Genomic DNA, 20139 nt, shown 5'->3' with positions numbered 1-20139 from the left:
TCCTGTGTCAGGGCTGGGTTTCCAGCGGGGTCTTTTCGGTCAGGGCGGCCTTGAGCTGTGCGCTCAGGGCCGTCACGCATTGTTGCAGCAGGCTGGCGCCCTGCGCCGGAGTGGCGCCGGAGGGGCTGCCCACCACGCCGTGGCGGCTTTCGTCGCACACCTGGTAGGCGAAGAAGCAATGGGCCGAGCGGTCCGGCTCGTCCACCGCCTTGTCCATGCGCACCAGGTCGGGGCGCAGCGAAAGCATGAGCGAGGTCTCGGCGCAGTTGGCGTGGAAGTTTTCTGCGTCGGCGTGGTATTGCCGGCGCGCCTCGGGCGCGACATCCCACAGCGAGCGCAGGGCGACGCGCATGTGCGGGTAGGTGTGGCGAATGTTCTCCAGGCCGCAGCGCAGCGGCGCCCAGTTGGTGACATGGCCGTTGAGGATCAGCAGGCGCTCGAAGCCGGCGGCCTGCAGCCATTCGGCGATTTCCAGCACCAGGCGGGACAGGGTCTCGGGGCGCAGGGAAATTGTGCCCGGCCACTTCGGCGAGTGGCCGAGGGAGCAGCCGTAGGCCAGGGTCGGCAGCACCGGGATGCCGGTGGCGGCAGAAGCGCCCAGGGCCACGGCCTCGGCCGACAGGGTGTCCACGCCGAGCGGCAGGTGGGGGCCGTGCTGCTCGGTGGCGCCCACCGGGAGGATGGCCATGGTGATGCCCTGGTCGCGCAGGGCGGCCACGTCTTCCCAAGTCAGTTCCTGCCACAGCACGGGTTTCATTGCACTTCCTCCGCTTCTCGCGACAGGCGCTCCAGCAGCTCCAGGTCGGTCTTCATGCCGGAAGTCTCGCGGATGCGGTCGAGAATCTCGCGCTTGAGGCGCAGGAACTCCGGCGCCAGCTTCATCTCCTGGTTGCGATCCGCCGGCAGGGGCACGTCGTAGATGGTGTCCACGCGGCCGGGACGGGGCGCCATCAGCACCACGCGCTGCCCGAGGTAGATGGCCTCTTCCACGTCGTGGGTGACGAACACGATGGTGGCTTTCTCCAGCTTGAACACGTGGCGGATCAGGTCGTGCATCACTTCGCGCGTCTGCGCGTCGAGCGCGCCGAAAGGCTCGTCCATGAGCAGGATGTCGGGACGCGGCATGAGCGCCCGGGCGATGGCCACGCGCTGCTGCATGCCGCCGGAGAGCTGGTTGGGATAGGCGCCAGCTGCGTGGCCCAGGCCCATCAGGCCGAGCAGGGCGTCGGCCCGGCCGGAGGCGCGCTCCACGTCGGCCGAGGTGATGTTTTCACGGTTGACCCGGAGGTTGCGGCTGAACTTGATGTTCTCCATCACCTTCAGCCAGGGATAGAGGCTGTAGTGCTGGAACACCATGGCGCGGTCGACGCCCGGGCCGGTTATCGGCTTGCCGTCCACCTTGATGGACCCCGAGCTGAGCTGTTCCAGCCCGCCGATGGCGCGCAGCAGGGTGGATTTGCCGCAGCCCGAGGCGCCGACGAAGGTGACGAATTCGTTGGCGCCGATGTCGAGGTCCACCTGTTGCAGGGCATGGACTTCGCCCTTGCTGGTGGTGAAAACCTTGTCGGCGCCGCTGATCTGGATTTTTGTGGTCATGGTTGTGCTCACTTGTGGTGCAGCCAGGGGAACGCCTTGCGGTGAGCCAGGCGGAACAGCTGATCTATGACCATGCCGATGAGGCCGATCAGGATGATCCCGGCGAAAATCTTGTCGGTCTGCAGGAAGCGCTGCGCCTTGAGAATGGCGTAACCCAGGCCGGAATTGGCGGCCACCAGCTCGGCCACCACCAGGTAGGTCCAGGCCCAGCCCATGGTGACGCGCAGCGTATCGAGCAACGCCGGCTTGGCGGAGGGCAGGATGACGTGGGTGACGATCTCGCTGCGCGTCGCGCCCATGGTCTGGGCCGCCTCGATCTGCGCCATCGGCACGCGGCGCACGTCCTCGGCCACCATCAGCACCATCTGGAAGAACGTGCCGATCCAGATGATGGCGATCTTCGAGCCCTCGTCGATGCCCACCCACAGCATCACCAGTGGGATGAAGGCCACTGCCGGCATGTAGCGGACGAAGTCGGTGAGCGGCTCGAAGAACGCCTGCACCGGCCGGTAGGTGCCGATGTACAGCCCGAGCGGCAAGGCGATCAGCGCCGAAAGCACGAAGCCCGCCGTCACCCGCCAGGTGCTGATCCAGGCGTCGCCCATCAGGTCGGCCTCCACGGCCCAGGTATAGACGCGGTGCAGCACGTCCATCGGGCTGGGCATGAACACCTTGTCCATCAGGCCGCTGGAGGCGAGCAGCCACCAGCCGACCAGCGGCGTGATGAGGCCAAGGGCCGCGAACGTCAGGTACTGGCGCCGCGGCAACTGGCCACGGATCACCCACAGGCGGGATCGGGAGGAGGATCGTTGGGCTGACATGGCGTGCTCCTAGCGCTTGGCCACTTCCTGCACCAGCGAGCTGTCGAGGCCCTTGGCGAAATCCACCTTGCCTTCCATCAGCTTGTTGTCGAGCAGGAACTTGGCGATGGTGGGTGCAACGCCCATGAGGGAGGTGGCGTCGCTGGCGGGGCCGAAGGCCTGCAGGTTGCCCTTCTGGTCGAAGAACTTGGTGCCCGGCAGGAATATCTTGTATTCGGCGGGCGGCATGCTCACCACCTTGGCCATGATCCTGGTCGCCTCATCCGGGTTTTCGCGGATGAATTTCTCGGTGTCGTACCACGCCTTGATCATGCCGAGATAGTCCTTGCGATTGGCCTTGACCGACTTCTCCTGGGCTACCAGCAGGTCGGGGATCATGCCGGGCACTTCCTTGGAGGTGAACAGGGGCTTGCCTTTGCCGCTGGTCTGGATCTTGTTGACCCACGGGTTCCACACCACGGCGGCGTCCACGCGTCCGGCCAGGAAGGCGGCGGCGGCGTCACCGGCGGAGAGGTTGACCACTTTCACGTCCTTGAGGCTCATGCCGTTCTTGGACAATGCCATGGTGAGCAGGAAATGCGACACGCTGAACTCTTCCAGCGCCACGGACTTGCCCTTGAGGTCGGCCATGCTCTTGATCTTGGGGCTGACCATCAGGGCGTCGTTGCCGGCCGAGTTGTCGTTGACCATGATGGTCTTCAGCGCGATGCCCTTGGCCAGCGGCGCCATGGTGTCGCTCCAGGTCTGCGAGTTGGCGTCGATCTGGCCGGCGGACAGGGCGGAGATGGAGTCGGTGTAGTTGGCGAACCACACCAGCTTCACGTCGGCGCCGTATTTCTTGAAAAAGCCCTTCTGTTCGGCGACGTACCAGGCCACCCAGCCCGGCCAGTCGGAAAGGCCGACCTTGACCGTGGCGTGGGCCGCCGGGGCTGCGGTCAGCAACGCGAAGGAAAGGGAAACAGCCGGGATGGCACGGGAAAGAAAACGCTTGATAAACATGTCAGCACTCCTGCGGTGGTTGATAGGCTCAAGAGGCGCACACGTACTGGACGCGACCTCCCGGGCTTTTATCCCTCCGTGGAGCCCGACACACTGCGCGGGCCTGGCAGCTCTCGGACCAGACATCCCCGAAGGGGACCGGAACCCTAGCGCCATAAGATACAGTCGATGCTGCACCTCTCTGCCAGCAATAAAGCATTTACCGTGCCAGTTTATTAAACTCTTATGAATCATTACGATACGATCAAACAACATGAGCAACCGAGCGGGAAGCGAATGCGAATTGGTGCATGCACCACCAAGGCGCACCAAAGCTGTGCGGCGGCGTTTTGACGAAAAAAAGGGGCGGCTTGCGCCGCCCCGAATTCCACTCTTGAAGGGAGAGGATGGAGAAATTTACGAACCTTGCTGCTTCCTGCGGGCCCGCAAGCCCGCAGGATGTCTGCCTTAGTCCACGTGCTCGCCGTGGAGGCTGACGTCGAGACCTTCGCGCTCTTCCTCTTCGGAGACACGCAGGCCGATCACCATGTCGATCACCTTGAGGATGATGAAGGAAGCGACGGCGGTATAGGCTACCGTAGCACCCACACCGATCAGCTGGATCACCACCTGGCCGCCGTTGCCTTCCAGCATGCCGGCCGTGCCGCCGATGTCTTTCACCGCGAACACGCCGGTGAGGAGAGCGCCGACGATACCGCCGATGCCGTGCACACCGAAAGCGTCGAGGGAGTCGTCATAGCCCAGCATGCGCTTGAGCGAAGTCGCGCCCCAGAAACACACCACGCCGGCGGCGAGGCCGATGGCCAGCGCGCCCATCGGGCCGACGAAGCCGGAAGCCGGGGTGATGGCCACCAGGCCGGCAACCGCGCCGGACGCGATACCCAGTACCGAAGGCTTGCCCTTGCTCATCCATTCGGCAAACATCCAGGCCAGTGCAGCGGCAGCGGTAGCAACCTGGGTCACAGCCATGGCCATACCGGCACGACCGTCAGCAGCCAGGGCGGAACCGGCGTTGAAACCGAACCAGCCCACCCACAGCATGGCAGCACCCATGATGGTCAGCACCAGGTTGTGCGGTGCCATCGCTTCCTTGCCGTAGCCGACACGCTTGCCCAGCATGATCGCGACCACCAGGCCGGCGATACCGGCGTTGATGTGTACCACGGTGCCGCCGGCGTAGTCCAGGATGCCCTTGGTGAACAGCCAGCCGCCGGCTTCCCACACCCAGTGGGTGATCGGCGCATAAACCACCAGCGACCAGATGCCCATGAACCACAGCATCGCGGAGAACTTCATGCGGTCAGCAAAAGCACCGGTGATCAGGGCCGGGGTGATGATGGCGAAAGTCATCTGGAAGATCACGAACACGGTTTCCGGGATGTTCGCACCCGCCACGCCGGTCAGCGCATTCAAGTCCACGCCGTGCAGGAACAGTTTATCCAGCCCGCCGATGAACGGTCCGCCGGGCGAGAACGCCAGGCTGTAACCTGCCACCATCCAGATGATGGTAACCAGCGCGGTGATGGCAAAGCTCTGCATCATGGTGGCGAGTACGTTTTTCTTGCGCACCATGCCGCCGTAGAACAGTGCCAGGCCAGGAATGGTCATGAACAGCACCAAAGCGGTGGAAGTCAGCATCCAGGCCGTGTTGCCGCTATCGAGCTTGGCCTCGGGTACCGGCGCAGCAGCAGGCGCAGCCTCGGGTGCCGCGGCAGGAGCCGCTGCTTCAGGCGCCGCAGCCGGTGCGGCAGCCTCGGGAGCCGGAGCCATCGCAGCCGGTGCGGCGGCGGGTGCAGCAGCGTCTTCCGCCATTACCGGGCCGCTCAGCCCCAGGACGCCCAGCAGGGCGATCAAACTTAACAGTCTTTTCATCACATGCTCCTTTAGAGGGCTTCCGGACCGGTTTCGCCGGTACGGATACGGACTACCTGTTCCAGATCGGAAACGAAGATCTTGCCGTCGCCGATCTTGCCGGTCGTGGCGGATTTCTCGATCGCCTCGATCACCTGATCCAGCATTTCGGCCTTGATCGCGGCTTCCACCTTGACCTTGGGCAGAAAGTCCACCACGTATTCCGCACCGCGATACAGCTCGGTGTGACCCTTTTGCCGCCCAAAACCCTTGACTTCGGTCACGGTGATGCCCTGCACGCCCACGTTGGACAGAGCTTCCCGCACCTCATCCAGCTTGAACGGCTTGATGATTGCAGTTACTAGTTTCATGATGACTCCTTCCGAATGGCGGGCCGGCTTGCGGCCCGCATGAGGTCGATGGATTTAGAAGGTTTTGCTAACCGACAGGATCCAGGTCTTGTCGCCGAGGTACTTGGTTTCGCCGGCATAAGCGCCTGTCCACGCACCCTTCTTGGCGTTGGTATCCGTATAAGCCAGTCCGACATTCAGGCCGAACATCTCTTTCGGCAGTTCCTTGTTCAGGCTGATCTTGTAGTCGGTGTAGCTGTAGTCGGATGCGTTCTTGACTTTCTGGTGGCCGATGTGGGCGCCCAAAGTCAGCTTGTCCATGATTTCATAGCTGGCGTTGGCTTCGAGGTAGGTAGAACCCTTGGTGCTGCCAGTAGGCGCGGTCGCCGGGTCCAGGGCGCTGAAATAGTTGTTCTGGTTCAAGCCGAACAGGTCGGTCAGGGCGTAGGAGTATTTCACGCTGACGAACTTGTAGTTGAAGCTGGCGTTCAGTTCCTGGGTGTTGTATTTCTGGTCAGGCGAGAAGCCGGCCAGCTTGCCGCCCGGGTACCAGATCTGGATCGCGCCGACGCCCCAACCCATGTCGTCGTTGATCTTGCCGTTGTAACCGGCATAGAAATCCCATTCCATGCTGGCGTTGTTGTATTCCTTGTCGCTGATGCTGGAAGCCCAGGTGCCCAGGTAGAAACCGCTCGGGTGGACGTAATCCAGGCCGGCTTGTACGGCAGGCCGGGCCCAGGATTGGGTCAGGCCGCGGAACACGTAGTCGCTCACGAAAGCCATGTTGCCGGTAATCGCGCTGGCAGCAGGGGCTTCGTCTGCCATGGAAGAGGTGGACGCCATCAGAGCCGGCATCCCGACTACACCTGCGAGCAACAGGGCTTGAGTTAATTTACGCATCTTGATCTCCTTGATCTCTATCTAAATAAAATTATTTGCAACCCAAAACTACGCCCAGACATAAGCACGTACCGTGCCAGAATATTATTTCTTATATTTCAACACATTGCGCACGACACTCAAATACCCCGCCTTGTCTGGGCACAAAGCTGAAGCGCTGCACCATCATGGCGCACCATTGCTGTGCGCGACCGCGTAACGCCATGCACGCCGCTAAAAAGCGCTTCATTTCTGGTAGACTTTGGCTCATCAGGAGGACAGTCATGCTCAACCATAAAGTATTAGACGAAATCAACGCCAAGATCAGCCAGGTGCTGGCCGCTTCGCCGGCAGGCGATGTGGAAAAGAATCTGCGCGCTTCGCTTCAAGGCCTGTTTGCCAAGCTCGACCTGGTCACGCGGGAAGAGTTCGAGGTGCAGCAAGCCGTGCTGGTGCGCACGCGCGAGAAGCTCGACAAGCTTGAAGCACAGGTCGCGGCACTGGAACAGAAACAGCAGACAGAACCCGCCAAAACGGCATAATTCCCCATGTCCCTCGCGGTCCTCTACAGCCGCGCCTTGAACGGCATGGATGCTCCGCTGGTGACGGTGGAAGTGCATCTCGCCAACGGCCTGCCGTCATTCACCCTGGTCGGACTGGCCGAAGCCGAAGTGAAAGAAGCCCGCGATCGCGTGCGTGCCGCGCTGCAGAATGCGCGCTTTGAATTTCCGGCACGCAGAATTACCGTCAATCTGGCACCGGCCGACTTGCCCAAGGAAAGCGGGCGTTTCGACCTTCCCATCGCCCTGGGCATCCTCGCCGCATCCGGCCAACTGAAGGCGCAACACCTCGAAGACTACGAGTTTGCCGGCGAACTGGCGCTGACCGGCGAACTGCGCCCGATTCGCGGCGCCCTGGCGATGACCTTCAAGGCCAGCAAGGATGGCCGCGCTTTCATCCTGCCGCGCGACAATGCCGATGAAGCAGCCCTGGTCGAGGATGCGCAGGTCTTTCCCGCCCGTTCGCTGCTCGAAGTGTGCGCCCACCTTGCCGGCCAGGAACGGCTCTCGCGCCATGTCCCCGAAGTCACAGCCGGCACGGCGATTTATCCTGATTTCAGCGAGGTAAAGGGCCAGTCGCACGCCAAGCGCGCGCTGGAGGTCGCCGCTGCGGGCGGCCACAGTATTTTGATGTCGGGGCCGCCCGGCACCGGGAAATCCATGCTCGCCAGCCGCCTGCCCGGCATCCTGCCGGAGATGAGCGAAGGCGAAGCGCTGGAAGCGGCGGCGATTCAATCCCTGAACGGCGGTTTTCGCCTGGAAAACTGGCGCCGCCGCATTTTGCGCGCACCTCACCACTCCGCTTCCAGCGTCGCGCTGGTGGGCGGCGGCGGCAATCCCCGCCCCGGCGAAATCAGCCTGGCGCACCATTCCGTGCTGTTCCTGGACGAGTTGCCCGAATTCGACCGCAAGGCGCTGGAGACCCTGCGCGAACCGCTCGAATCGGGGCGCATCACCATCTCCCGCGCGGCGCGCCAGGCTGATTTCCCGGCCCAGTTCCAGCTGGTGGCGGCGATGAACCCGTGCCCCTGCGGTTATCTCGGCCATCCCAACGGCAAATGCCGCTGCACGCCGGATCAGGTAAGCCGCTACAAGAGCAAGATTTCCGGCCCGCTGCTGGATCGCATCGATTTGCAGATTGAAGTGCCCGCACTGCCGGAGCATGAGTTGACACAAAAGGCCGAGGGCGAACCCAGCGCAGCTATCCGGGCAAGAGTGGAAGCGGCCTATCGGCGACAGCTGGCGCGCCAGGGCAAGACGAACGCCAGGCTCACCACCAAGGAAATCGACGCGCTGTGCCAGCCGGACGTGGCCGGAATGGCGCTGCTGAAACAGGCCATCAGCCGCCTCAACCTCTCCGCCCGCGCGTATCACCGCATTCTCAAGATGGCCCGGACCATTGCGGACCTGGCAGGGGCGGAAGAAATACTCAGCAGCCACATCGCAGAGGCGGTGCAATACCGCCGCTTCGACCGTTAGGAAACCCCTGATCAAGTCAAACGCGGTCGCGACTTGACTTGATCAGGGGTTCCTTAGCCCGTCGATTTACTGGGTCACTTCCTGCCCCATGGCAAAATCCGGCACGCCTTCCATGTAGCGAGATAAAGCGAAGGCAGCTGTGGGCTGCATGCGGATGCACACCATCGCCACGTTAACCGCGCGACAGGCGCGCGCCAGCATGTTGAGCCAGCGATAGTAGCGCGGCTCGATCAGCGGCAGCTCGGCCAGATCGTAGTAGAGCGTCCCGGCCTTGGCCTGCTGCAAGCGTTGCAGAATCGCCACCACCAGCTCGTCGCCAATGCTGATATCGAGCGAGCGCGACGGTTCAAGCAGGAAGTTGTCGCGCCCGATCTGGGTCAGATGGAGGCCGGGGATCGCCATGCCAGACATCAGGCTGCTTTATGGCTGACCTGTATGCCCATGCGGCGGAACGCTTCCTTGAGGCCGTCGGACAAGGTGGCGCGGGTAGTGACGTTGTCCAGGTCGATATTGAGGCTGGTGAGGGCGCGCGCGATATCGGGGCGGATGCCGGTGAGGATGGCGTCCGCACCCATGAGCTGGATCGCCCGCACCATCTGGATGAGATGGTGCGATACCTGGGAATCGATGTTCTTGACCCCGGTCAGGTCCATCACCACCGCGCTGGCGTGGTCGCTGGCGATGCGGTTGAGCAGGGCATCCATCACGATCATGGTGCGGCTGGAGTCGAGCGTACCGATGATCGGCAGGGTCAGCACGCCGTCCCAGATCTCCGTAATGGGAGTGGAAGTTTCGCGCAATTCGGCTTCCTGAGCCCAGATTGTACGTTCCTTCTCGCTCAGGTAAGCCTGGAACACGGCCAGGATAAGCTCGTTGAACAGGCTGGAAAGGTAGAGCAGGATGGTGCGTGCGTCGTCCACCTTGATTTTCTCGTCCTCGCCCAGCGCATCGATGAGGGTGTGCTGCATGAACTGGATGTAGCGCACCAGGTCTTCGATTCTTCCGCCGCGCACCAGGATCTGCTTCGACAGGTTGTTGAAGAACATTTCCAGGGCATGGAACTGAGGTGAAGCGTCGTCGTCAGGATCCCGGGACTCCAGCAACGCCACCAGCAACTGGAGAAACTGGATGCACAAATCGGCGATTTCATCGGACTCGAGCAGGTTGCTGCCGCCGAATACGGTCTGCCCTTCCCTCTCGATGCGTTCGGTTATATTGCCGATCTGCAGCTTGAGCAATTCGGTCAAAATTTTGCTGGTGTTTTTTGTTTGTTTTACCACCGTCTTCTCCTCAATAAACTGACTGCCGCAGCGACTTCTCAGCCAATACTCGCTACGCAAACGGACTGGTCGTCCGAAATCCTGCCCATGATATTCCCCAGCACATAAGCAATCAACTGAGGATGAAGATTGAACAGGCCTGGGAAATTGGACACATCCCAGTTACGGCGGATGCCGTCGCTGGCGGTGATCACCACACAACGCTGGTCGAACTTCAGGCTCGTCACCTCGGGCGACTTGTGTTCCTTGCCCAGCACGCCGGGGGCAAAGGAATAATTGTGCATCCCGTCGTGTTCCAGGATGTGGGCGTGCATGTCGCCCACCCCAAGGATATGCAGTGCCCGGTTGCCCAGTCCTAGCTCGCCGATAATCGCGACCGCACCGCGCGAATTGTGCAGTTGGCGGTCGACCGCGGCCAGCGTCTCGGCGGGTGCATCGTAATGTTGCAGCAGGCCGGCGAGATCGGCGGTGGCCTTTTCGGCCTGCTCGCCGTGCCCCAGGCCGTCGAGATGCATCCAGCGCAGCGTTTCGTGATCCTGCCGCACGTAGATGCGATCGCCGTTGTAGCGCTCGTCGGACAGGGAGCGCGAATAGAGACCGATATTCAGCACCGGATGTCTCCCCACGACCGGGCAATCCTGTTTTCCGCTCGGACAGAACCGGGCGAGAATGGCGGTGCCGTTCCATCTTTTTTCCCGGCCGTGGCTTTCCTGCTGGGTGTAAACGTGGACCTGATCGCTCAGGCGGCGAATGCTGCCCAGCCCCTTGCCCAGTGTATTGACGGAGGAATAGCCGTCCGCCTCGGCGAGCGAAAGATTGGCGATCCCCGGCCCGTAATCCAGGGACAGGATGTCCAGCACCGGCCCCGGCTGCTGCCAGATCTGCAGCATGCCCTTGCCGCCGGCATGCTTGACCTGGTTGGACACCATTTCAGACACCACCAGCGCCATGTTTTCGCGCTTCAGTTCGGAAAAGCCGAGGCGCTGGGCAATGGCGGCGACCTTGGAGCGCAGCAGGATGGCGGCGCTTTCGCTTTGCACCGGGTTGCTGTGCAACAGCTTGCAATCCCTGACGCTGTCTATGATGCGCGACATGGTGCACTTTCCAGTTTGGGACAGTATGAAGTGCAGCCCACGCTGCCGGGTAGACCGCAGCTATTGACCACAACCCGCCCGCGCCCGGCGCGTTTCGCCTCGTAAAGCGCATCGTCTGCCAGCTTGATGAAATCCGCCAGGCTGACTTCTGCGGCTTGGGAAGGCGTCAGCGTGGCGATGCCGACGCTGACCTTGCCCTCCATCACGTCCAGCACGTCCATCGCCGTCCTGCACGCATTGTTCTTGTCGGAAAACAGCACAATGGCGAATTCGTCACCGCCAAAGCGAAACACCAGATCCACCTCGTCGCGGACTGCCGCACGCATGGCATGGGCCATCTTGTTAAGGTAAGCGTCGCCGAACTGGTGGCCGAACTCGTCGTTGACCTGCTTGAAAAAATCGAGATCGAACAGCAGCAGCGACAGGGCTTCGGTTTTCTGGCGCCGGGTACGGTTGAAAGCCTGGGACAGTTTCGCATCGTAGGCACGCCGGTTGAGCAGCCCTGTCAGCGCGTCGGTTTCCGCCTGATGGATGGAGGCGGAAAGTTCGTCCTGGCGTTTTCCCAGCGCCAGTTGCATGGCTTCGATTTCCTTTTCGGTGCGCTCCCGTGTTTCGTTGAGGAAGCGTTCCATTTCGGCGTTGCGCCGCAGCAGCAGGGCAGGATCTGCGGCCGCCGTGGATTGCTGCAGATGGTGGCGCAACTGTTCCACTGCAGCGACTCCGGGAACCTCTGGGAATGAAGCGATGCGCTGCTGCTGGCCATCATCCCCCCACGTCACAAGCAGGGTGCGCTGGTCCAGTTGCAGGCTCACAGGCAAGGGATAACCTGTCGCCGCCCCTGCCTCCCGGAGCGCATGCGTCATCTCCAGGGTCGCCAGGGAGGCGGAAAAGGCATTGCCTCCCAGGCTGCCGACTGCAGTCAGGACGAACTGGATAAAATTCTGCAAGTCTGGCTCAATAGCCAGATTGGATCTGAGAAGCTCCACAATTCCCTAGGGCGGCCGAATCGGCCCTCATTATGCACCGCAATTCTCATGGGATAAAGCCAAGGCTTCGACAATGAATATGCTGGAAAGCTGGCGCGAAGAAAAGCGCTCCGCCTATCTCTACCGCATCATCTCCGACGTCGAATCGGGCACGGCGCGGCAGATCCTGTTTCTCGAACTGGCCGATGCGGCCGAACAGCAGGCGCGGATCTGGGCGAACATGGCGCAACAGTCCGATGCCGAGCTGCCCGCGCGTTACGTGCCGGAACTGCGGGTACGGCTGGTTGCGGCCCTAGTGCGCCGCATCGGTCCGCGCCCCTTGCGCAACGTTCTGGCGGCTATGAAAGTGCGCGGCATGTCGCTCTACAACCCGGCCGATCATCACATCCCGACTTCGCTCGACGAAGTGGGCCGGCGCCACAGGAATGTCGGCGGCGGCAACCTGCGCGCGGCGGTGTTCGGCGTCAATGACGGCCTGGTTTCCAATGCCAGCCTGATTATGGGCGTGGCGGGTGCAGCCGGGCCCTCGGGTGCGAGCGGCGTTATCCTGCTTTCCGGCGTGGCCGGCCTGCTGGCGGGCGCTTTTTCCATGGCAGCAGGCGAATATCTCTCGGTGCGTTCGCAGCGCGAAATGTACGAATACCAGATCGGCCTGGAGCGGGATGAACTGGAGCAATACCCGCAGGAGGAAGCCGCCGAACTGGCGCTGATCTTCCAGGCCAAGGGGGTGGAACGGGAGGAAGCGCGCAAGCTGGCGAAGGACATCATTGCCGACCCCGACCGGGCGCTGGACACCCTGGCGCGCGAAGAACTGGGGCTGAACCCCGAAGAACTCGGCTCGCCCTGGGGCGCTGCACTGTTTTCCTTCGTATCCTTCGGCTGCGGCGCCATCGTGCCGCTGCTGCCGTTCTTTCTCGGCACGGGAATGTCGGCGCTGTTCGCCGCGATTGCGCTGACATCGATCGCGCTGTTCGGCGTTGGCGCCGCCCTCAGCCTGTTTACCGGCCGCCACGCCTGGCTCGGCGGCCTGCGCATGCTGGCGATCGGCGGCGCAGCGGGCGGCGCGACCTATCTCATCGGGCGCGCGCTGGGCGTGACGCTGGCGTGACCAGGGCTCCCAAGGCACGCCTTTTCTGATAAATTCCCCAGTCTCCGCTACAACCATAAAAAATTCGGACGCATGTTGACTAAATTCTGGGAAAAGGCCTGCCAATGAATCATCGGGCGGGCCTGAAAACCGCGATCCTTCTCCCTCTCGCGCTGGTGCTGGCGGCACTGCTGGGGATTTTCCATTACGGCTTGAACCGGCATGAGAAAACAGTCTCCGACGAGAATTTCGTCCTTGATATGCAGTCCGCGCAAACCTATTACCAGCGCGCGCTGCTGCGGCGCAGCGAAAAACTGGGCGCAGCGCTGGAAGTGATCTTGCGCGACGAGCCGTTTCAGGCCGCGCTGCGCGCCGGGGACCGGGACGCGCTGCTCAAGCGGGCCGCCCCGCTGTTCAAACAGTTCCATGACCGGTACGGCATCACCCACTTCTATTTCCAGGACGCCGCCCGAGTCAACGTGCTGCGCGTGCACCAGCCCGACCGTCACGGCGACACCATCGATCGCTTCACCACCCTGGCCGCCGAAAGCAGCGGAAAAACCGCTTCCGGCGTGGAGTTGGGACCAATGGGCACCTTTACCCTGCGCGTAGTGGCGCCCATGCGCGACAGCCAGGGGCTGATCGGCTATGTGGAACTGGGCGAGGAGATCGAAGAGGTATTGCATGGCGTCCAGGCCATCATCGGCACCGATCACCTGCTGGTGATCGACAAGCAATTCCTGCAGCGCAAAGCCTGGGAAGACACCATGCGGCACATGGGGCGCCGCGCCGATTGGGAGCGGCTTCCCGACGCGGTGATCGTCCATCAGACGCTGGACTTGCCGGCTGAAAGCATCAACCGCGCGCTGTCCCGGGAGGAGAAGTCAAGCCAGGATATCGACCTCAAAATCGGCGCCAAGCACTATTACGCCGGAACCATCCCTGTCGAGGATGTCGGCGGACGCAAGGTGGGCAAGCTGGTTGTGCTGCGCGACAAGACGCAAAGCCGCGCCGACACGAATGCCGTACTGCACTCCCTCGACCTCTTTTACCTGATCCTCGGCGGCGCACTGTTCGCCATGTTCTATCTCATCATCCGGCAGGTGCAGCGACGCCTGGATGCCTCGCACGAATTGATCGTTGCGCGGGGGCAGGAACGCGAGGCGCTGCAGGCGCAGCACATTCTCGAACTGGAGGAAGAGCGCGACAAATTGCGGCAGGCGCAGCAAGACCTGCGCCTCGCCGACGAGGTGTTCGAGAACAGCATCGAGGGCATCATCATCACCGACGCTCAGGCCAACATCCTGCGCGTGAACCGGGCTTTCACCGTCATCACCGGGTACAGCGAGGAAGACGCGCTTGGCAGCAATCCGAGGCTGCTGCGCTCGGACCGGCACGACGCCGCTTTTTACCAGGGCATGTGGGCGTCGCTGGTCGAGTACGGCTACTGGCAGGGAGAGATCTGGAACCAGCGCAAAAACGGCGAAATTTACCCACAATGGCTATCCATCGTCACCATTCGCAACGAACAGGGAACAACCAACCATTATCTGGGCGTGTTTGCCGATCTGAGCGAAAAGAAACAGGCCGAAGCACACCTCCACCACCTCTCCTATTACGACGCGCTTACCGAGCTACCCAACCGCCATTTGCTGGAAGATCGCCTGTTTCAGGCGCTGGCAACGGCGAGCGCCAATAACGCGCTGGTAGCGGTACTGCACCTGGACCTGGACCGCTTCAAAGCCATCAACGACACCTTTGGTCACGCCTTCGGCGACAAACTGCTGCAAGCCGTGGCCAAGCGCCTGGCGGGCAACATCCGCGGCAGCGATACCATTGCCCGTTTCAGCGGAGACGAATTCGCCGTGGTCCTGACCGACGTGGGCAGCCAGGAAAATGCCGTGTTGGTGGCCAAAAAGATTCTCGACACTCTGGCCAGACCCTTCAACCTTGAAGGGCACGAGGTATTCATCACACCCGGCATCGGTATCGCGTTCTACCCCATCGATGCCACCAACAAGGACGACCTGCTCAGAAATGCCGACACGGCCATGAGCCATGCCAAGGCCCAGGGCGGAAACTGCTACCACTTTTATAGCGCCGAAATGAACAGCGGGGTTTCACAGCGCCTGTCCCTGGAAACCGGCCTGCGCTATGCGCTCGAACGCAACGAGTTCCTGCTCCATTACCAGCCCCAGGTCGATCTGCGCAGCGGGAAAATCATCGGCATGGAGGCGCTGCTGCGCTGGCAGCACCCGGAACGTGGCCTGATCTCGCCGGTAGAGTTCATCCCCCTGCTCGAGGAAACGGGCCTGATCATCCCGGTGGGCGAATGGGTGCTGCGCACCGCGTGCGCCCAGAACAACGCCTGGCTGGCCGCCGGCTTGCCGCGCATGCGCATGGCGGTCAACCTTTCGGCGCACCAGTTCCGTCAAAGCAACCTGACCGACGTGGTGTGCCTGGCGCTGGAGGATTCCGGGCTGGAGCCGGAACTGCTGGAACTGGAAGTCACCGAAAGCATCATGATCCACGACTTGCAGACCACTCTGGTCACCTTGAACCAGCTACACGTCATCGGCATCCAGATCTCGATCGACGACTTCGGCACCGGCTATTCTTCGCTCAGCTACCTCAAGCGCCTGCCGATTTCCAAGATCAAGATCGACCAGTCCTTCGTGCGCGACATCTGCGACGACCCGGACGATGCCGCCATCGCCGACGCCGTGATCAGCCTGGGGCACAGCCTCAAGATGCAGGTCATTGCCGAGGGGGTGGAAACCGTGGAGCAGCTCGACTACCTGCGCGCCCACGGCTGCGACGAGTTCCAGGGCTATTATTTCAGCCGCCCGGTGCCGGCAGAAGCATTCGCTGCGCTAGTGCACGAGCAGACAGCTATCAGCTGACCGCTGAAAGCTGACGGCTGACAGCTAACTCACGTCTGCGTCCACGGCAGGCCGTCGAAGCGCCAGCCGTTGACCTTGTTGCGGTGGTAGGTATCGTCGAGATCGCCCTCGAAGCCGTGCAGCACGTTGTATACCTCTTTCAATCCGGCCTGTTCCAGCAACAGTCCCGCGTCCACAGAACGCCGGCCGGAACGGCAGATCAGCACCACCGGCCGGTTGATACTGGCAGCGGTCTTGACGTGGGAAACGAAGTGCGGATTGATTTCCCAGTCCGGCGCATCCACCCAGGGAATCAGGATCGAACCGTCGGGGTGGCCGACGAAAAGAAATTCCATTTCGCTGCGCACGTCGATGAATACAGCCTCGCGCGTGGTGTGCAGGTATTCGTAAGCCTGCTTGGGGGTGAGGTGTTCCATGTGAGTTCTCCTGCCGGCTCAACTGGGGTGTGGCTGAAATGTTATCATTAGACCATTTTTCACGAACCAGATTCTTTCCGCCATGACACGTTCCGAACGCACCGCCCTGCTTCACCAGCAACTGCAACAGCGCATCCTGATCCTCGACGGCGCCATGGGCACCATGATCCAGCGCTACAAACTGGGCGAAGACGAATACCGCGGCGTGCACGCGCACGGCGGCTGCGCCTGCCACCACCAGTTCGCCGACCACGACGGCGACCTCAAGGGCAACAACGACCTGCTGGTGCTGACCCAGCCGCATATCATCCGCGAAATCCACGCCGCCTACCTCGAAGCCGGCGCCGACATCCTCGAAACCAACACCTTCAACGCCACCTCGGTCGCCATGGCGGACTACCACATGGAGCACCTGGTATACGAGATCAACGTTGCGGCAGCGAAACTGGCGCGCGAGGTGGCGGACGAATTCGAGGCAAAGAACCCCGCCAAGCCGCGCTTCGTCGCCGGCGTGGTCGGGCCGACCAGCCGCACCGCCACCATCTCGCCGGACGTGAACGACCCGGGCTTCCGCAACGTCACCTTCGACCAGCTGGTGACCGCTTACACCGAGTCCGTCCAGGGCCTGCTCGACGGCGGCGCGGACATTCTGCTGGTGGAAACGATTTTCGACACGCTCAACGCCAAGGCCGCGCTGTTTGCCATCAAGAAATATTTCGACGATCACCAGGTCGAAGTGCCGATCATGATTTCCGGCACCATCACCGACGAATCCGGACGCACCCTGACCGGTCAGACCGCGGAAGCCTTCCTCAATTCCATGCGCCACGCCGATCCGATCTCCATCGGCTTCAACTGCGCACTCGGCGCGGACAAGCTGCGCCAGTACGTGGAAGAGCTGGCCAACAAGGCCGACACCTATGTGAGCGCCCACCCCAACGCCGGCCTGCCCAATCCCTTGTCCGAATCCGGCTATGACGAAACGCCGGAGCAGCTGGCGGCCGCCATCCGCAGCTGGGGCGAGGACGGCCTGCTCAACATCGTGGGTGGCTGCTGCGGCACTTCGCCGGCGCACATCAAGGCGGTGGCCGAAGCCATGGAAGGCTTGGCGCCGCGCAGGATCCCGCAGGTTGAAAAAACCTGCCGCCTGTCCGGCCTGGAACCGCTCAACATCGGCAAGGACTCGCTGTTCGTCAACGTCGGCGAGCGCGCCAACGTCACCGGCTCGGCCAAGTTCAAGCGCCTGGTCCTCGAAGGCCACTACGACGCAGCGCTGGAAATCGCCAAGCAGCAGGTGGAAACCGGCGCCCAGATCATCGACATCAACATGGACGAAGCCATGCTCGACGGCCAGGCCGCGATGGTGCGCTTCCTCAACCTGGTCGCTTCGGAGCCGGATATCGCGCGCGTGCCGGTGATGATCGACTCCTCCAAGTGGAGCATCATCGAGGCCGGGCTGAAGTGCGTACAGGGCAAATCGGTGATCAACTCGATCTCGATGAAGGAAGGCGAAGCCGAGTTCATCGAGCGCGCCAAACTCGCGCGCCGCTACGGCGCGGCCGTGGTGGTGATGGCTTTCGACGAGCAGGGCCAGGCCGATACCCAGGCGCGCAAGCAGGAAATCTGCGCCCGCTCCTACAAGCTGCTGACCGAACAGGTCGGCTTCCCGCCCGAAGACATCATCTTCGACCCCAACATCTTCGCGGTGGCGACCGGCATCGAGGAGCACAACAACTACGCGGTGGACTTCATCGAGGCCACGCGCTGGATCAAAGAGAATTTGCCCTACGCCAAGGTGAGCGGCGGCGTGTCCAACGTGTCCTTCTCCTTCCGCGGCAACGAGCCGGTGCGCGAGGCGATCCACACCGCCTTCCTCTACCACGCCATCCAGGCCGGCATGGACATGGGCATCGTCAACGCCGGGCAGCTCGGCGTCTACGCGGAAATCCCCAAGGACCTGCTGGAGCGAGTCGAGGATGTGCTGCTCAACCGCCGCCCCGACGCCACCGAACGCCTGGTGGAATTCGCCGAATCCTTCAAGGGCCAGAGCAAGGAGCAGATCGAAGACCTAGCCTGGCGCGAGGCGCCGGTCGGCGAGCGTCTCACCCATGCACTGGTGAAAGGCATCACCACCTATATCGTCGAGGACACCGAAGCCGCGCGCCTGGAAGCCGCCCGCCCGATCCACGTGATCGAGGGCCCGCTGATGGACGGCATGAACGTGGTGGGCGACCTGTTCGGCGCCGGCAAGATGTTCCTGCCGCAGGTGGTCAAATCCGCCCGCGTCATGAAGCAGGCGGTGGCGCACCTGATCCCCTACATCGAGGAAGAAAAGCGCCTGAGCGGCGAGGCCGCCCAGGCCAAGGGCAAGATCATCATGGCCACGGTCAAGGGCGACGTGCACGACATCGGCAAAAACATCGTCGGCGTGGTGCTGCAGTGCAACAACTATGACGTGGTGGACCTGGGCGTGATGGTCCCGGCGGCGAAAATCCTGCAGGCCGCCATCGACGAGAAGGCCGACATCATCGGCCTGTCCGGCCTGATCACCCCGTCGCTGGAAGAAATGGCCCACGTCGCCAAGGAAATGCAGCGCATGGGGATGACGATTCCCCTGCTGATCGGCGGCGCGACCACTTCGCTGGCGCACACTGCAGTGAAGATCGAGCCGAATTATTCCGGCCCGGTGGTCTACGTCAAGGACGCCTCGCGCGGCGTGGGCGTATGCACCAGCCTGCTCAGCCCCGACCTGCGCGATGCCTATATCGCCAATCTCAAGGCCGAATACGTCGCCGTACGCGAACGCCACCAGGAACGCCAGAGCGCCGGTAAGCGGGTGTCGCTGGCAGCGGCGCGCGCCAATGGGCTCAAGACCGAATGGGCAGCCTATGTGCCCCCGGTCCCGGCCATGCTCGGCCTGAAATCGTTCAAGGATTATCCGCTCGCCGAAATCGCCGCGCGCATCGACTGGACGCCGTTCTTCCAGGCCTGGGAACTGCACGGCCGCTACCCGCGCATCCTGGATGACGAAGTGGTGGGCGTCGAAGCGAAAAAGCTGTTCGCCGATGCGCAGGCCATGCTGAAAAAGATCATCGACGAGAAATGGCTGGGTGCCAGCGCGGTGATCGGCCTGCTCCCCGCCAACGCGGTGGGTGACGACATCGAGATCTACAGCGACGAGTCGCGCAACAAGATCGTGATGACCTACCACGCCCTGCGCCAGCAGACCGAGAAGCCCGCCGGCAAGCCCAATCTGTGCCTCGCGGATTTCATCGCGCCCAAGGATTCCGGCTTGAAGGACTACATCGGCGCCTTCGCCGTCACCGCCGGCATCGGCATCGACGCGCGCGTGGCCGAGTACGAAAAACACCACGACGACTACAGCGCCATCATGCTCAAGGCGCTTGCCGACCGCCTCGCCGAGGCCTTCGCCGAACTGCTGCACCAGCGCGTGCGGCGCGAGTTCTGGGGCTACGCCAGGGACGAAGCCCTGAGCAACGAAGACCTGATCGAGGAAAAATACCGCGGCATCCGCCCCGCGCCGGGCTATCCCGCCTGCCCGGAACACAGCGAGAAAGGCCCGCTGTTCGAGCTGCTGCAGGCGCCCGAAAACGCCGGCATCACCCTGACCGAGAGCTTCGCCATGCTGCCCACCGCTGCGGTGAGCGGGTTCTATTTCGCGCACCCCGAATCGACTTATTTCGCCGTCTCCAAGATCGACCGCGACCAGGTGGAAGACTATGCGCGGCGCAAGGGTTGGGACCTGCAAACGGCGGAGAAGTGGCTGGCGCCGAATCTGGGGTATTCGAACTAAGGCGTGTTAACACGCCCTAAGGTG

17 protein-coding genes and 1 riboswitch are annotated in these 20139 nt (G+C 62.4%); of the genes, 5 read left to right on the top strand and 12 right to left on the bottom strand.

Annotation, left to right across the window (positions count from 1 at the left end):
* Nucleotides 1-7: 7 nt before the first annotated feature.
* The 7 genes from SKTS_RS00835 to SKTS_RS00805 form a co-directional block, all read right to left on the bottom strand.
* Nucleotides 8-757: a creatininase family protein gene (locus SKTS_RS00835; RefSeq protein ID WP_173058946.1), complete on the bottom strand. Its 750-nt coding sequence runs from the start codon at nt 755-757 to the stop codon at nt 8-10.
* Nucleotides 754-1596, bottom strand: coding sequence for an ABC transporter ATP-binding protein (locus SKTS_RS00830; RefSeq protein ID WP_173058943.1), 843 nt, complete (start codon nt 1594-1596; stop codon nt 754-756). The genes SKTS_RS00835 and SKTS_RS00830 overlap by 4 nt, the downstream gene beginning before the upstream one ends.
* Before the next feature lie 8 nt (nt 1597-1604).
* A complete protein-coding gene (locus tag SKTS_RS00825) occupies nt 1605-2417 on the bottom strand; it encodes an ABC transporter permease (RefSeq protein ID WP_173058941.1) in 813 nt (270 codons plus the stop codon).
* A gap of 9 nt (nt 2418-2426) precedes the next feature.
* A complete protein-coding gene (locus tag SKTS_RS00820; protein ID WP_173058939.1) occupies nt 2427-3416 on the bottom strand; it encodes an ABC transporter substrate-binding protein in 990 nt (329 codons plus the stop codon).
* A 55-nt stretch (nt 3417-3471) separates the two neighbouring features.
* Nucleotides 3472-3577, bottom strand: a riboswitch (guanidine-I (ykkC/yxkD leader).
* A gap of 286 nt (nt 3578-3863) precedes the next feature.
* Nucleotides 3864-5288 carry an ammonium transporter gene (locus SKTS_RS00815; protein ID WP_173058937.1) on the bottom strand — a complete coding sequence of 475 codons (1425 nt, stop codon included), beginning with the start codon at nt 5286-5288 and terminating at the stop codon, nt 3864-3866.
* An 11-nt stretch (nt 5289-5299) separates the two neighbouring features.
* Nucleotides 5300-5638, bottom strand: coding sequence for a P-II family nitrogen regulator (gene glnK, locus SKTS_RS00810; protein ID WP_173058935.1), 339 nt, complete (start codon nt 5636-5638; stop codon nt 5300-5302).
* Nucleotides 5639-5692: 54 nt separating this feature from the next.
* Nucleotides 5693-6517: a TorF family putative porin gene (locus SKTS_RS00805; RefSeq protein ID WP_173058933.1), complete on the bottom strand. Its 825-nt coding sequence runs from the start codon at nt 6515-6517 to the stop codon at nt 5693-5695.
* A 263-nt stretch (nt 6518-6780) separates the two neighbouring features.
* Here SKTS_RS00805 and SKTS_RS00800 point away from each other — a divergent pair, with 263 nt between their 5' ends.
* Both SKTS_RS00800 and SKTS_RS00795 read left to right on the top strand, forming a co-directional pair.
* Nucleotides 6781-7038, top strand: coding sequence for an accessory factor UbiK family protein (locus tag SKTS_RS00800; RefSeq protein WP_173058931.1), 258 nt, complete (start codon nt 6781-6783; stop codon nt 7036-7038).
* A 6-nt stretch (nt 7039-7044) separates the two neighbouring features.
* On the top strand, nt 7045-8535 hold the full coding sequence (locus SKTS_RS00795) for a YifB family Mg chelatase-like AAA ATPase (protein ID WP_173058929.1): 1491 nt from the start codon (nt 7045-7047) through the stop codon (nt 8533-8535).
* Between the two features lie 66 nt (nt 8536-8601).
* Here the strand turns inward: SKTS_RS00795 and SKTS_RS00790 are convergent, their stop codons facing one another.
* From SKTS_RS00790 to SKTS_RS00775, 4 genes are read right to left on the bottom strand one after another with little or no spacing between them, the layout of a single operon-like run.
* Entirely contained in the window at nt 8602-8937 is a 336-nt protein-coding gene (locus tag SKTS_RS00790) for a hypothetical protein (RefSeq protein WP_173058927.1), read from the bottom strand.
* 8 nt (nt 8938-8945) lie between these two features.
* A complete protein-coding gene (locus SKTS_RS00785; RefSeq protein ID WP_173058925.1) occupies nt 8946-9815 on the bottom strand; it encodes an STAS domain-containing protein in 870 nt (289 codons plus the stop codon).
* 38 nt (nt 9816-9853) lie between these two features.
* Nucleotides 9854-10909, bottom strand: coding sequence for an ATP-binding protein (locus SKTS_RS00780; protein ID WP_173058923.1), 1056 nt, complete (start codon nt 10907-10909; stop codon nt 9854-9856).
* Nucleotides 10894-11856, bottom strand: coding sequence for a GGDEF domain-containing protein (locus tag SKTS_RS00775; RefSeq protein WP_173058921.1), 963 nt, complete (start codon nt 11854-11856; stop codon nt 10894-10896). The genes SKTS_RS00780 and SKTS_RS00775 overlap by 16 nt, the downstream gene beginning before the upstream one ends.
* A 112-nt stretch (nt 11857-11968) precedes the next feature.
* Here SKTS_RS00775 and SKTS_RS00770 point away from each other — a divergent pair, with 112 nt between their 5' ends.
* Nucleotides 11969-13003: a VIT1/CCC1 transporter family protein gene (locus SKTS_RS00770; RefSeq protein WP_173058920.1), complete on the top strand. Its 1035-nt coding sequence runs from the start codon at nt 11969-11971 to the stop codon at nt 13001-13003.
* A 104-nt stretch (nt 13004-13107) separates the two neighbouring features.
* Nucleotides 13108-15885, top strand: a complete 2778-nt coding sequence (locus SKTS_RS00765; protein ID WP_173058918.1) for a bifunctional diguanylate cyclase/phosphodiesterase — start codon at nt 13108-13110, stop codon at nt 15883-15885.
* A 29-nt stretch (nt 15886-15914) separates the two neighbouring features.
* Here SKTS_RS00765 and SKTS_RS00760 read toward each other — a convergent pair whose 3' ends face one another.
* Nucleotides 15915-16301, bottom strand: coding sequence for a rhodanese-like domain-containing protein (locus SKTS_RS00760; protein WP_173058916.1), 387 nt, complete (start codon nt 16299-16301; stop codon nt 15915-15917).
* Nucleotides 16302-16383: 82 nt separating this feature from the next.
* Here SKTS_RS00760 and metH point away from each other — a divergent pair, with 82 nt between their 5' ends.
* The gene (gene metH, locus SKTS_RS00755; RefSeq protein WP_173058914.1) at nt 16384-20115 is read left to right on the top strand and encodes a methionine synthase; all 3732 of its coding nucleotides are present in this window, start codon (nt 16384-16386) and stop codon (nt 20113-20115) included.
* Nucleotides 20116-20139 lie beyond the last annotated feature (24 nt).

The sequence above is a fragment of the Sulfurimicrobium lacus genome, assembly GCF_011764585.1.
Classification (GTDB): Bacteria; Pseudomonadota; Gammaproteobacteria; order Burkholderiales; family Sulfuricellaceae; genus Sulfurimicrobium; species Sulfurimicrobium lacus.
The sequence above is the reverse complement of the archived record's forward strand: the minus strand, read 5'-3'. Positions and strand labels throughout refer to the sequence as shown.

Coding starts and splice junctions, on each gene's coding strand:
- SKTS_RS00790 (WP_173058927.1), bottom strand. CDS start 8,937: ATGGCGATCCCCGGCCTCCATCTGACCCAGATCGGGCGCGACAACTTC.
- SKTS_RS00795 (WP_173058929.1), top strand. CDS start 7,045: ATGTCCCTCGCGGTCCTCTACAGCCGCGCCTTGAACGGCATGGATGCT.
- SKTS_RS00800 (WP_173058931.1), top strand. CDS start 6,781: ATGCTCAACCATAAAGTATTAGACGAAATCAACGCCAAGATCAGCCAG.
- SKTS_RS00835 (WP_173058946.1), bottom strand. CDS start 757: ATGAAACCCGTGCTGTGGCAGGAACTGACTTGGGAAGACGTGGCCGCC.
- SKTS_RS00805 (WP_173058933.1), bottom strand. CDS start 6,517: ATGCGTAAATTAACTCAAGCCCTGTTGCTCGCAGGTGTAGTCGGGATG.
- glnK (WP_173058935.1), bottom strand. CDS start 5,638: ATGAAACTAGTAACTGCAATCATCAAGCCGTTCAAGCTGGATGAGGTG.
- SKTS_RS00765 (WP_173058918.1), top strand. CDS start 13,108: ATGAATCATCGGGCGGGCCTGAAAACCGCGATCCTTCTCCCTCTCGCG.
- metH (WP_173058914.1), top strand. CDS start 16,384: ATGACACGTTCCGAACGCACCGCCCTGCTTCACCAGCAACTGCAACAG.
- SKTS_RS00820 (WP_173058939.1), bottom strand. CDS start 3,416: ATGTTTATCAAGCGTTTTCTTTCCCGTGCCATCCCGGCTGTTTCCCTT.
- SKTS_RS00830 (WP_173058943.1), bottom strand. CDS start 1,596: ATGACCACAAAAATCCAGATCAGCGGCGCCGACAAGGTTTTCACCACC.
- SKTS_RS00780 (WP_173058923.1), bottom strand. CDS start 10,909: ATGTCGCGCATCATAGACAGCGTCAGGGATTGCAAGCTGTTGCACAGC.
- SKTS_RS00815 (WP_173058937.1), bottom strand. CDS start 5,288: ATGAAAAGACTGTTAAGTTTGATCGCCCTGCTGGGCGTCCTGGGGCTG.
- SKTS_RS00825 (WP_173058941.1), bottom strand. CDS start 2,417: ATGTCAGCCCAACGATCCTCCTCCCGATCCCGCCTGTGGGTGATCCGT.
- SKTS_RS00760 (WP_173058916.1), bottom strand. CDS start 16,301: ATGGAACACCTCACCCCCAAGCAGGCTTACGAATACCTGCACACCACG.
- SKTS_RS00770 (WP_173058920.1), top strand. CDS start 11,969: ATGAATATGCTGGAAAGCTGGCGCGAAGAAAAGCGCTCCGCCTATCTC.